Consider the following 12153-nt stretch of genomic DNA (forward strand, 5'->3'; position numbering starts at 1 on the left):
CCAAAACGCTGTGATCATCCATCATCCCAACCAATGGAATCACATGCTTAAGTCCAGCAACAAACGAATAATTGACAACCTACCAACAGTAAGTTACCAATAGTAGGTCAATCAATATCGGAGGTTAACCCCATGCACACGCTTATCGTTACCGCCCATCCAGACCCCCATTCACACACGCATGCTGCGGTTGAACAGCTGGTTAAAGGCATCACAGCCAGCGGCTCACACAGTGTTGAAATAGCCGATTTAGCGGCTGAGCAATTTGATCCACGCTTCAATCAGGCCGATATCGAACAGTTCAAATCGGGAACCGTCTCGCCTGAGGATGTATTGGCGGAACAGCAGCGTCTGAACCGTGCCGATGCGCTGGTATTGGTGTATCCGATTTACTGGTGGTCCTTCCCGGCACAATTGAAAGGGTGGATTGACCGGGTATTTACTCAAGGCTGGGCATATGACGACACCGGCGAAAAGGTCATAAAGAAATTGGGGCATCTGCAAGTGCATCTGCTGGCACTGGGCGCGGCGAATACGCGCACTTACCTGCGACGTGGCTATTTCAGCAGCATGCGAACTCAGATTGATGAGGGAATATTTGGCTATTGCGGCGCGCCGGTGATCACCAGCGAACTGTTGTTGCCGTCCGATGAGGGTTATCCTGATGCGCATTACGCACTTGCCCGGCAATTAGGGCAGCGACTTTTCACTTTGAAGGAACCTGTATGAGCTCACCCACGCGCCAGCGTATGACCTTCGACGCCCGCCGCGAGCAGCTGATTAGCACAGCATGGAATCTGGTGCGAGAGCACGGCAGCGATGCCCTTACTCTTGGGCGAGTGGCCATTGAAGCGGGTGTCAGCAAGCCCGTGGTGTATGAGCATTTTGGCACCCGCCACGGGCTGATCGCTGCGCTGTATGAGGACTTTGATGTGCGGCAAAACGCTGTCATTGATGCGGCGATGGTTAAGGCAGGTGACGATTTGGCAGAACGCGCCAGCACGGTGGCGACTTGCTACGTGAACTGTGTGCTCACTCAGGGGCGCGAGATCCCCGATGTGCTGTCAGCGCTCAACAGCACGCCAGAACTGGCCGAGGTGAAGCGCAAATACCAACTCGATTTTATGGCTAAGTTTCGTCTGTGGTTTGCTGAAGCGAAGCTGCCGCAATCCAGCTTGTGGGGGTTGCTGGGAGCGGCAGACGCCATTTCAAATGCCGTGGTGTGTAGCGATATCCGACAACTGGATGGCGTTAAAGAGTTGCAAGGACTGATTGAGGCGCAGGTGCAGCGCCATCTTATCTGATGCTGTTCACCAGCCAGTTCGCTAATTCGCTGAGTTCCTTCTGCTGCTCTGGAAACTCCGCAATGAGTTTTAACATTGCAGCCTGCAGTGACTCCGGGCGATAGGCCACTCCTTGCAGCCGCATCGCCAGCGTTTCTAACGGCGCGGGATTGAGACTGTCGGTGAAAATCTGGATACGGGTAAGGGTGCCGCGCTCCACGTCAAAGTGAATCTCAACGCCACCCCAGACAAAACGCTCTTGCAGCAGATGTGAGAAATCAGGCGCCTGGCCAAAATTCCACTCCCAGCTGCTCTGGCGTGCAAACTGCTCCTTAAAGCCGGGAAGGTCAGGCAGCGCTTCAGGTGAAATATATTCAGGCTCGCAGGTTTCATGGTAATGCGCGAAGTAAGCAGCAATCACCTCACGACGGATGTCAGCAAAACGGATATCAGGAATAAAGTCCGCGATATTCGCCACGCGGGAACGCACTGAGGTGATCCCTTTAGCCTGAAGCTTTTTGATGTCCGGGTTCAGGTAATCGGCAAGGCGCGACAGATCGGCGCTCATCAGGAAAGTGCCGTGGTGAAAACCGCGGTCCGGCGTTTCGCGATAAGCGGAACCGGAAATCTTGCGCATATCGCCATTCACATTGACCACGATATCGTTGCGGCCCGAGGCTTCGGCGGGCATGCCCAGTTTTTCCAGTGCCTGCAAAATAATCGCTGTCGAGACGGTTTTATCGTATTCCGGTTTACCGGCCATAAAGGTGAAACAGGCGTTGCCCAGATCATGAAACACCGCACCGCCGCCGCTGCTGCGCCGCGCCAGTTTGATGCCATCTTCTGCCATCCGACGCGTATTGCACTCTTTCCACGGGTTTTGAGCGCGGCCAATTACCACGGTTTCAGCGTTTTGCCATAAGAATAATACGCGCTGAGTGGTGGGCATCTGACGGAAGATGCACTCTTCCACCGCGAGGTTAAACCAGGGATCGTGTGAGTCAGAGATCAGCAAACGTAAGGTGGACATGTTTCCTCCAGTTCCGTGAGAAAGGGGCAAGCGGAGGACAGAATACGCGTAATTGGATGCAAAGATAAGCGGGGGGCGTGTCGTAAAGTGTCAGGTGCGCATCCTGTTCGTGTCGGGACGCAATATATCGTTACGCCGATCATTTATTGATGCTGTGCAGGTATCTCAATGGAAAGGCGGCATTGCTGCCGCCTGAAAGTGCATGCAACCCAACATAATGCCAGGGTTGGCGACTACGCGACGGGTTACAGAATCGATTTTGCCGTTTTAACCACGTTTTCAACGGTGAAACCAAACTCTTTAAACAGCAGTTCAGCCGGTGCAGACTCGCCAAAAGTGGTCATGCCGACAATCGCGCCGTGCAGGCCGGTGTACTTGAACCAGTAATCGGCGATACCCGCTTCGATAGCCACTCGAGCAGCAACCGCTTTCGGCAGTACAGACTCACGGTAAGCCGCGTCCTGTTTGTCAAAAGCATCGGTAGACGGCATCGAAACAACGCGCACCTTGCGGCCTTCGCCCGTCAATTGCTCATAAGCAGCAACCGCCAGTTCAACCTCGGAACCGGTGGCGATAAGAATCAGTTCTGGAATCCCTTCACTGTCTTTCAGCACATAACCGCCGCGAACCACGTTGGCCAGTTGCTCCGCGCTGCGGTCTTGCTGCGCCAGATTCTGACGCGAGAAGATCAAGGCAGTAGGGCCGTTGACGCGCTCAATCGCATATTTCCATGCCACCGCAGATTCAACCTGATCACACGGACGCCACAAGCTCATGTTCGGCGTCACGCGCAGGCTCGCCATCTGCTCAACCGGCTGGTGGGTTGGGCCATCTTCGCCTAAGCCGATGGAATCATGCGTATAGACCATGATCTGACGCACTTTCATCAACGCCGCCATACGTGCCGCGTTGCGCGCGTATTCGACGAACATCAGGAAGGTGGCGGTGTACGGCAGGAAACCACCGTGCAACGCGATACCGTTAGCGATCGCGGTCATCCCGAATTCCCGCACGCCGTAATGAATATAATTCCCAGCAGGATCTTCATTGATCGGCTTAGAGCCCGACCACATGGTCAGGTTGCTTGGTGCCAGGTCAGCAGAGCCGCCGAGGTATTCCGGCAGGATCTTACCGAAGGCTTCAATCGTATTCTGCGACGCTTTACGGCTGGCAATTTTGGCCGGATTCGCCTGCAACTGCTCGATAAAGGCTTGTGATTCACTTTCCCAGTTGGCAGGCAACTCGTTGTTCACGCGGCGTGTAAACTCAGCGGCCAGTTCCGGATAAGCCTCGGCATAAGACGCTACTTTGGCATCCCACGCGGACTCTTTTGCCTGACCGACTTCTTTGGCATCCCACTGCGCATAGAGTTCTGAAGGGATTTCAAACGGCGCATGATTCCAGCCCAACTGTTGACGGGTCTGTGCAATTTCGTCGTCGCCCAGCGGCGCGCCATGGACATCATGGGTACCGGCTTTGTTCGGTGAGCCGAAACCGATCACCGTTTTACACATCAGCAGAGAAGGCTTGTCCGAGACCGCTTTGGCTGCTTCAACCGCTTTCGTAATCGCGTCGCCGTCGTGACCGTCTACGTCACGCACGACATGCCAGCCGTACGCTTCGAAACGGGCGGCGGTATCGTCGGTGAACCAGCCATCCACGTGACCATCAATAGAGATGCCATTGTCATCATAAAAGGCCACCAGCTTACCCAGCTTCAGGGTGCCGGCGATGGAGCATACTTCATGCGAAATGCCCTCCATCATGCAGCCGTCACCCATGAACACATAGGTGTGATGATCAACGATGTCGTGACCAGGACGGTTAAACTGCGCCGCCAGCGTACGTTCGGCAATCGCGAAGCCGACGGCATTGGCGATCCCCTGACCCAGCGGGCCGGTGGTGGTTTCAACGCCCGGCGTATAGCCGTATTCCGGATGACCCGGCGTTTTTGAATGCAGCTGACGGAAATTCTTCAGTTCGCTGAGTGGCAGATCATAACCGCTCAGGTGCAGCAGGCTATAAATCAGCATCGAACCGTGGCCATTCGATAATACGAAGCGGTCGCGGTTGGCCCATTTAGGGTTGGTAGGGTTGTGCTGCAAAAAGTCGAGCCACAGTACTTCCGCAATATCCGCCATGCCCATGGGGGCACCCGGATGGCCTGATTTGGCTTGTTGCACGCCATCCATGCTTAAAGCACGGATGGCGTTGGCTCTTTCCCGGCGTGTTGACATAAGGTTCTCCAGAGGTGAGAAGTCGGTGATTATTTAGTATGTGAAACTTGTTCGTAGTAACCGATCTTCTCGACTTTGGCGGTGGAGCCACCACCTTCAAACTCTGAGGCCAGCCAGGCATTGACGATGTTCTTCGCCAGCTCTGGACCGATAACGCGTGCGCCCATGGTCATGATCTGAGCATTGTTGCTTTTACGGGCACGTTCAGCGGAGAAAGTGTCATGACACTGTGCCGCACGCACGCCTTCTACTTTATTGGCCACGATTGCCACGCCGATACCGGTGCCGCACAGCAGAATTCCGCGCTCAAATTCGTTCTTCTGGATAGCGGTTGCCAGTGCAAAAGCCACATCCGGGTACATCGGACGGTCGTTTTGCGCGTCATTGGTGTAATCCGTCACTTGAAAGTCTTTCTCTTCAAGCAGTTTTTTAATGATGTTTTTCAATTCGATAGCCGCATCATCGGCGCCAATTGCGATAGTTTTCATCGTCATTCTCCAGCAGGGTTTAGTTCTGATGCCTGAACGTTTGTTATGCAGGCGAGAAGATGTTCATCGATAGCCTGCCATAAATACAATCATATGTTCAATGGTTGTTCATATGTCTTGCGTGCTGATTTTGTGATGAAAAGCGTGAAGGGCGCTGATACCACGCTGATTCCGCCGCATTTCTGCGTATTTTTCCGATTCAGGACCAAAATCAAATCTCATGAGCAGGCTCACATTTTCAATCATTGCAGTTGAGAGATGTACATTTATACGTGTAGTGTTCATTTGTTCGCATAACGATACCAATGTACAAGAAGACCCCTTGAGGACTCGAACATGTGTCATTTACACCGTACCTCTCAGTACACCTGCAGCCAGCGCTCTTTTGGCGTCTGGTCAACACCAAACAACAGCTTTAACCACGCACGTCACGGAGGTGCGTTATGAGTCAGCAAAACATGACGGCGGTTGAGAAATCCGCTATCAGCAAAATCTCCTGGCGTCTGGTGCCGTTCGTGGCACTGATGTTCTTTATCAACTTCCTCGATCGCACCGCGATCTCGTTTGCTGGCCCAAACGGCATGACGCAGGACCTTGGCCTGACGGGCGTGCAGTTCGGTCTGGCATCGGGCATTTTCTTTATCGGCTATATCCTGCTGGAAGTGCCGAGTAACCTGGCGCTGCATAAGTTCGGCGCACGTCGCTGGCTGGCGCGCATCATGATCAGCTGGGGTATCGTCTCGCTGCTGTTCACCTGGGTGAGCAGTGTCGAAGGCCTGTATACGCTGCGCCTGTTACTGGGTATCGCTGAAGCGGGCTTCTTCCCAGGTGCGATCCTTTATCTGAGCATGTGGGTGCCGGGACGCCATCGCAGCAAAATCCTGTCGCTGTTCTATCTGGCCCAGCCGCTGACCGTGGTATTCGGCGCACCGCTGGCCGCAAGCTTAATTCAGCAGCACGGTCTGTTTGGACTGGATGGCTGGCGCGTGATGTTCCTTGGGGTTTCCATCCCCGCGATTCTGATCGGCATTGTGGCGCTGTTCTGGCTGGTGGATTCACCGCGTCAGGCGAAGTGGTTAACGGCTGAAGAGAAAACCTGGCTGACCAACGAGTTGGAAGCGGAGCATCAGCAGAAGCAGGGCCATCAGAAACACAGTCTGCGCTCCGTAATGGGCAACGGCCGCGTGTGGATGCTGTGCCTGATCTACTTCGGCTTTATCTATGGTCTGTATGCACTGGCGTTCTTCCTGCCAACCATTATTGCTGGCTTCCAGCAGCAGTTCGGCACCACCTTTAACGTGATGCAGAAAGGGTTGATCACCGGTGTGCCGTACCTGATTGCTGCCGTGGTGATGTACTTCTGGTCAAAAGACGCCACGCGTCGCGGGTGCAAAACCTGGCATATCGCGATTCCGGCGCTGGCTGGCGGCATCAGCGTGCCACTCGCGCTGTATATGGACTCACCGTTCACCACCATCATGGTGATCGCGATTACCGCCAGCTCCATTTTTGCTGCCTTGCCTAACTTCTGGACGCTGCCAACGCAGTTCCTGACCGGCGCGTCAGCCGCAGCGGCCATCGCACTGATTAATACCTTAGGAAACGTGGCGGGCTTCTCAGCGGGCTACATCACCGGTGCACTGCACGATGCCACCAACAGCTATGAGTTACCGATGTTCGTGGTCGGCGGATTCATGCTGCTGTCTGCCGTCCTCATGCTGTTACTGAATCGTAAGCGCCCGCAGTCTCAGCCGACCTCTATCGCACAGGAGCACTAAAATGACGTACCTGTTTAATCAACCTTCAGCCTTTGCCGCTGAACTCATTGAAGGCTTTGTCGCCGCCAACGCCGATAAAGTTCGTCAGGTCACCGGTGGTGTGGTGCGCAGCACGCGTAGCCAACCCAATACTGTAGCGGTGATTGTGGGCGGCGGTTCCGGTCATTATCCGGCCTTCGCCGGGTTGGTTGGACAAGGTCTGGCTCACGGCGCGGCAATGGGGAATCTGTTCGCTTCGCCGTCTGCTCAGCAGATCTACAACGTGGCTCGAGCGGCGCACAACGGCGCTGGCGTGTTACTGATGTTCGGTAACTATGCAGGCGATGTACTGCACTTCGGCCAGGCATGCGAACGCCTGCGTGCCGAAGGGATTGCCTGTGAAACTCTGGCGGTGACGGATGATATCTCCAGCGCCAGCAAAGACGAACTGGCGAAGCGCCGCGGTGTGGCCGGTGATTTGTGTGTGTTTAAAGCGGCGTGTGCCGCGGCAGAAGCGGGCGACGATTTAGCGACCGTGCTCAGCAAATCCCAGCATGCTAACGATCGTACGCGGACGTTCGGTGTGGCATTTGGCGGATGTACCTTGCCGGGTGCCACACATCCACTGTTTGAAGTTGAAAAAGGGCGCATGGCGCTGGGGCTGGGCATCCACGGTGAGCCGGGCATCAGTGAGACTGATGTGCCGAGTGCCGATGAGCTGGCCGAGCTGTTTGTTGAACGTCTGCTGAGCGAAGTGCCTGCCGACGTTAAACAGATTGAAGGTCATCGCGTTGCGGTGATCCTCAACGGTTTGGGTTCAGTGAAGTATGAAGAGTTGTTCGTGGTGTATCGCCGCGTGGCACAACTGCTGGACGCCGCAGGACTAAAAGTGGTTCAGCCGGATGTCGGTGAGTTTGTTACCAGCTTCAACATGGCGGGCGCATCGCTGACGCTGATGTGGCTGGACGATGAGCTGGAGACACTGTGGTGTGCGCCGGCAAATGCACCGGCCTATCGCAAAGGAAGCGTGCTGATCGCTGAACCCTTAAGTGCGGAAGAGCGTGAAGAGAGCACGGAAGAAGCATTACCGCAGGCTTCAGCTGAGTCACAGCAGAGCGCGCAGCGCGTGTTACACATCCTGGAGTCGGTGGCGGATTTATTGCAGCGTAACGCAAAAAAATTAGGAGATATCGATGCGGTAGCCGGTGACGGTGACCACGGTATCGGTATGGAACGAGGCGTGCTGGGCGCGGTTGAGAAAGCGCGTGAAGTGGCTGCACGTGGCGCAGGTGCAGGCAGCCTGTTGTGCCGTGCTGCGGATGCCTGGGCCGATAAAGCAGGCGGCACCTCGGGTGCATTGTGGGGCGTGGCATTGACTGCGCTGGGTACGGCCATCGGCGATAGCCAGTCGCCTGATGCACAACGCGTCGCTACCGGCGTGCGCGATGCCAAAGACGGCATTATGCATTTCGGGAAAGCCAAAGTCGGTGATAAAACCATGGTGGATGTGCTGGTGCCATTTAGTGACAGCCTGAATGCAGCAGTTGCGGAGGGTGCTTCATTGACGGATGCCTGGCTGGCCGCCGCGATAGTTGCCGATAAGGCCGCACAGGACACGGCGCAGCTGGTGCCGAAAATGGGTCGCGCGCGTCCGTTAGCCGAGAAAAGTGTCGGTACCCCGGATGCGGGTGCGATTTCTCTGGCGATGATCGTCAATACCGTTGGCGAGCTGCTCAAAGAACATAAAGCCTCTTAGTAAGGAGCGTAATGATGTCTCAGCCTAAAATCTGGCTTGGCGTTAGCCTGAAAATGTACTTCGGCTACCAGCAGACGCTGGACTGGTGCCGCAAAGTGGCCGGATTGGCGCAGCTGCCAGCGGTGAAGAACGGTGAAGTCGGGTTGTTTGTCCTGCCTGCATACCCGGCTATTCCCGCTGTGGCTGAAATTTTCTCAAAAACGCCAGTGCGTTTTGGCGGTCAGGATGTCTGTCAGGCTGAAAATGGTGCCTGGACCGGTGAAGTCAGCGCCAGCATGTTGCAGGAACTCGGCTGCTCACTGGCCGAAATCGGGCACGCCGAACGTCGTCGCCATTTCCATGAAGATAAAGCGCAGATCGCCGCCAAAGTAGCCATGTCGCTGCGCCACGGATTAACGCCAGTGCTGTGCATCGGTGAAGAACAGCAGGCCGAGCCGGAGCAGGCCATCGCGCTGTGCGAGCTGCAACTGGCGGAAGCATTGGCCGATGCAGTGCAACAAGGTTTACGCGGCGAAGTGTTCTTTGCTTATGAGCCGCAGTGGGCGATTGGTGCCCCACAACCTGCACCCGATAGCTATATCCGTGCAGTGTGTTCGGGCCTGCAACAGCTGAAAACGCCGGATGGCATCTCCTTGAAAATTATTTACGGCGGCAGCGCCGGACCGGGGCTGATTCAGCGCCTGGGAGCAGACGTTAATGGTCTATTCCTTGGCCGCTTTGCCCACGATCCGAATGCACTGGCGCAAATCATTGAAGAAGCCAGCGCGCTGGCGAAGGAGATCCGTTCATGAGCCGTATCGGACTCAGTACCTATGCCTTTTTCTGGCGCATGTCCAGCAAGGTCCCGCATCCGCTGACGCTGGAGCAGATGCTGCAGCAGACCGCCGATATGGACGTGTCGGTGTTCCAGATTTGTGATTATCCGGCGATTGAGAGTTGGTCTGACGAGCAGTTGCAGGATCTCCGTCATCTGGCCGACAAGCTGGGTATCACGCTGGAGCTGGGCACGCGTGGACTGGGCACCGCCCATCTGCGTCGCTATTTGCATATGGCGAATATTCTCGATGCCCACGTGGTGCGCTCCATGTTCTACACCGCCGATCACCGTCCGTCACTCGATGAAGCGGCAGAGTTAATTGCGGCGGTGTTGCCTGATTTCGCGCGTCAGCAGGTGCGTCTGTGTCTGGAGACCTATGAGCAGGTCAACAGCGGCGCGATGATGTCGGTCATTAACAAGTTTCTGTCGCCGTGGTTGTGCGTGTGTCTCGATCCCGCCAACTGCGTGGCAGGACTGGAGTTGCCAGAACAGGTGATTGCCAATACGGCGGCCCGCGTCGGCAATTTGCATATCAAAGACTTTGCCTTTACGCGTCGGGATGGCTGGGTCGGCTTTACCTATGCTGGTTGCCTGATGGGTGAGGGCTTGCTGGACTATGACCGGATGATCGCCAGCGTGCGCCCGGCAGAAAGAGAGATTAACCAAATCGTCGAACACTGGTTGCCGTGGCAGGACGATGCCGCGTTGACCTGCGAGCGCGAAGCCGAATGGACGCGCCGCACCGTTGAATTCTTACGTAGTAAACAAGATCAGGAGTTATACCAATGAGCAATGCATTGAAAACCATCACCGTAATTGGCGCAGGCGGCAAAATGGGTATGCGCATTTCTGCCAACTTTCAGAAAAGCGATTACCAGGTGTTTTACGTAGAGAACTCACCGAAGGCGCAGGAACAAGTGACGGCGCAAGGTCGTGAACTGTCAGATTCAGCCTCTGTAGTGCCGGTCAGTGACGTGGTGATTCTGGCCGTGCCGGATATCGTTTTGGGCAAAGTGTCTGAAGGTGTTGTGCCGCAGATGAAGGCTGGCGCGATCCTGCTGACGCTGGATCCAGCCGCAGCTTATGCAAACCTGATCGCCCATCGTGATGGCATCGAATATGCGGTGGCGCACCCTTGCCATCCATCCGTCTTCCTTGAGCGCTACACCAAAGAAGAGCACGCGGATGCCTTCGGTGGTATCGCGGCGGTACAGCACGTAGCAGCGTCCTATGAAACCGGCTCCGATGCGCAGAAAGAAGAACTGAGCAAAGTGATCAGCGTGATGTACGGTCCGGTAGAAGCCGTGCATTGGGTCACCGTGACGCAGCTGGCCTATCTGGAGCCAACGCTGGTGGAAACCGTGGCCTGCATGGTGGGCGCATTTATGAAAGAAGCGCTGGATGAGACCGTGAAGCACAGCGGCGTGCCGGAAGAAGCCGCCAAAGCGATGCTGTATGGCCATATTCAGATCGCACTGGCAGTGGCCTTCCGCGCCACCAACCCGTTCTCTGATGCCTGCATGATCGCGATGGAATACGGTCGCGAGAAGATTGTGAAGCCAGACTGGAAACAGATCTTCGATCAGAAAGAGCTGGATATCGTGATTGCTCGCATGCTGAAAATCGACGCCATCAAGCGTTAAGCGTGACGCAACCTGCGACTCGCCTCGCTGCTGTCTGGCGAAGCGAGTCGTATCAATGATATAACTCCTTCCCTAAATCAGGTGTCACGATACAAGACAGGTAACGGATGGAAAAAAACACGCTTTCTCAGGACTCCGAGCTGCTGACAGAAATTGCGGTGGCCTATTATCAGGACGAAATCACCCAGGAGGAGATTGCGCGTAAGTTTGGGATATCCCGCATTAAGGTTGGCCGACTGCTTAAGCGCGCCCGCGAAGAGGGCATCGTCGAAATTAATGTGCGGTACCATCCGGTGTTCAGTACGCGTCTGGAACAACAACTGCAAAACCGTTTCCCTCAACTGCAACGTGCCCTCATCGCACTCGATTCTCCGGACGATGAAGAACAGCGTCGTCAGGTGGCGGCGTTAGTCTCAGCCCATCTTGCGCAATCATTAAAAGACAATGCCATTGTTGCTGTAGGGCAAGGGCGTAACGTCGCCGCTGTCGCCGATTATCCCGGCCAGGTGCCCACACGTAACTGCCTGTTCATCAGCGGTATTGGTGGAACTCATCGTCCGGGTGATGCGATTAATGCCGATCACATCAGCCGTCGACTCGCCAAGAAGTTCGGCGGCATCAGTGAAACCCTGTACGCCCCCGCCTATGTTGAGAACCGCGCGCTGCGCGATGCCTTTATGCAGAACGGCACCATCAAAGAGACGCTCGATCGTGCACGCAAAGCGGATGTCGCGCTAGTGGGTATCGGTGATATGAATGAAAACAGCTACATGGTGAAACTCGGCTGGTTTACGCCGCATGAGATCATTGATGCGCACGTTAATCAAGGTGTGACCGGGGATGTCGCAGGCTATGACTTCTTCAATTCACAGGGGCAGCATGTGGATACGGTGATGAATGATCGTGTGATTGGTCTTAGCATCGAAGAACTGCGCAAGATTCCCTGCGTGATTGCGATTGCCTCCGAGAATACCAAAGCAATGGCGCTGCTCGGGGCACTGCGTACCGGCGCGATCGATATTGTTGCCACCACGGCGCAAAATATTCGGACGATTTTGAGTATGTCGCAGTAGGGTATTATTTCATGGCGGCACTAAGCGGTGCCGCTCTTTTGTCGCCATCCAATTTTCTTACTGCGCCTA

11 protein-coding genes are annotated in these 12153 nt (G+C 55.3%); 8 read left to right on the top strand and 3 right to left on the bottom strand.

The genetic code is table 11. The annotated features are described in order from the left end of the window. Window positions 1-132 precede the first annotated feature (132 nt). Window positions 133-729 (top strand): NAD(P)H-dependent oxidoreductase, encoded by a 597-nt coding sequence (locus ACXI0A_RS11415; protein ID WP_476148783.1) that lies wholly within the window; start codon window positions 133-135, stop codon window positions 727-729. Next, complete coding sequence (locus ACXI0A_RS11420; RefSeq protein ID WP_476148781.1) at window positions 726-1304, top strand: TetR family transcriptional regulator; 579 nt, start codon at window positions 726-728, stop codon at window positions 1302-1304. Before ACXI0A_RS11415 ends, ACXI0A_RS11420 begins: the two co-directional genes overlap by 4 nt. Here ACXI0A_RS11420 and ACXI0A_RS11425 read toward each other — a convergent pair. From ACXI0A_RS11425 to ACXI0A_RS11435, 3 genes are all read right to left on the bottom strand, one after another. Then, window positions 1297-2313: a lipoate--protein ligase gene (locus ACXI0A_RS11425; protein ID WP_476148779.1), complete on the bottom strand. Its 1017-nt coding sequence runs from the start codon at window positions 2311-2313 to the stop codon at window positions 1297-1299. The two genes, ACXI0A_RS11420 and ACXI0A_RS11425, sit on opposite strands and share 8 nt — an antisense overlap. Before the next feature lie 245 nt (window positions 2314-2558). Next, complete coding sequence (gene tkt, locus ACXI0A_RS11430; protein WP_476148778.1) at window positions 2559-4550, bottom strand: transketolase; 1992 nt, start codon at window positions 4548-4550, stop codon at window positions 2559-2561. A 29-nt stretch (window positions 4551-4579) separates the two neighbouring features. Further along, window positions 4580-5038 (bottom strand): RpiB/LacA/LacB family sugar-phosphate isomerase, encoded by a 459-nt coding sequence (locus ACXI0A_RS11435; RefSeq protein ID WP_039328632.1) that lies wholly within the window; start codon window positions 5036-5038, stop codon window positions 4580-4582. A gap of 443 nt (window positions 5039-5481) precedes the next feature. Between ACXI0A_RS11435 and ACXI0A_RS11440 the strand changes: the two genes are divergently transcribed. From ACXI0A_RS11440 to ACXI0A_RS11465, 6 genes are all read left to right on the top strand, one after another. Further along, complete coding sequence (locus tag ACXI0A_RS11440; protein WP_224928434.1) at window positions 5482-6816, top strand: MFS transporter; 1335 nt, start codon at window positions 5482-5484, stop codon at window positions 6814-6816. Window position 6817: 1 nt separating this feature from the next. Beyond that, the gene (locus tag ACXI0A_RS11445; protein ID WP_476148775.1) at window positions 6818-8551 is read left to right on the top strand and encodes a dihydroxyacetone kinase family protein; all 1734 of its coding nucleotides are present in this window, start codon (window positions 6818-6820) and stop codon (window positions 8549-8551) included. A 14-nt stretch (window positions 8552-8565) separates the two neighbouring features. Next, the gene (locus ACXI0A_RS11450; protein ID WP_476151064.1) at window positions 8566-9342 is read left to right on the top strand and encodes a triose-phosphate isomerase; all 777 of its coding nucleotides are present in this window, start codon (window positions 8566-8568) and stop codon (window positions 9340-9342) included. Continuing rightward, window positions 9339-10157, top strand: a complete 819-nt coding sequence (locus tag ACXI0A_RS11455) for a TIM barrel protein (RefSeq protein WP_476148774.1) — start codon at window positions 9339-9341, stop codon at window positions 10155-10157. Before ACXI0A_RS11450 ends, ACXI0A_RS11455 begins: the two co-directional genes overlap by 4 nt. Then, entirely contained in the window at window positions 10154-11011 is an 858-nt protein-coding gene (locus ACXI0A_RS11460) for a phosphogluconate dehydrogenase C-terminal domain-containing protein (RefSeq protein ID WP_224928422.1), read from the top strand. Before ACXI0A_RS11455 ends, ACXI0A_RS11460 begins: the two co-directional genes overlap by 4 nt. Window positions 11012-11118: 107 nt before the next feature. Next, window positions 11119-12084: a sugar-binding domain-containing protein gene (locus ACXI0A_RS11465; protein WP_476148771.1), complete on the top strand. Its 966-nt coding sequence runs from the start codon at window positions 11119-11121 to the stop codon at window positions 12082-12084. Window positions 12085-12153 lie beyond the last annotated feature (69 nt).

Source organism: Pantoea sp. C1E2 (assembly GCF_056491465.1).

Bases quoted from the DNA above. Each gene is read 5' to 3' on its own strand.
- ACXI0A_RS11415 (WP_476148783.1), top strand. From the start codon at position 133: ATGCACACGCTTATCGTTACCGCCCATCCAGACCCCCATTCACACACG.
- ACXI0A_RS11420 (WP_476148781.1), top strand. From the start codon at position 726: ATGAGCTCACCCACGCGCCAGCGTATGACCTTCGACGCCCGCCGCGAG.
- ACXI0A_RS11425 (WP_476148779.1), bottom strand. From the start codon at position 2,313: ATGTCCACCTTACGTTTGCTGATCTCTGACTCACACGATCCCTGGTTT.
- tkt (WP_476148778.1), bottom strand. From the start codon at position 4,550: ATGTCAACACGCCGGGAAAGAGCCAACGCCATCCGTGCTTTAAGCATG.
- ACXI0A_RS11435 (WP_039328632.1), bottom strand. From the start codon at position 5,038: ATGAAAACTATCGCAATTGGCGCCGATGATGCGGCTATCGAATTGAAA.
- ACXI0A_RS11440 (WP_224928434.1), top strand. From the start codon at position 5,482: ATGAGTCAGCAAAACATGACGGCGGTTGAGAAATCCGCTATCAGCAAA.
- ACXI0A_RS11445 (WP_476148775.1), top strand. From the start codon at position 6,818: ATGACGTACCTGTTTAATCAACCTTCAGCCTTTGCCGCTGAACTCATT.
- ACXI0A_RS11450 (WP_476151064.1), top strand. From the start codon at position 8,566: ATGTCTCAGCCTAAAATCTGGCTTGGCGTTAGCCTGAAAATGTACTTC.
- ACXI0A_RS11455 (WP_476148774.1), top strand. From the start codon at position 9,339: ATGAGCCGTATCGGACTCAGTACCTATGCCTTTTTCTGGCGCATGTCC.
- ACXI0A_RS11460 (WP_224928422.1), top strand. From the start codon at position 10,154: ATGAGCAATGCATTGAAAACCATCACCGTAATTGGCGCAGGCGGCAAA.
- ACXI0A_RS11465 (WP_476148771.1), top strand. From the start codon at position 11,119: ATGGAAAAAAACACGCTTTCTCAGGACTCCGAGCTGCTGACAGAAATT.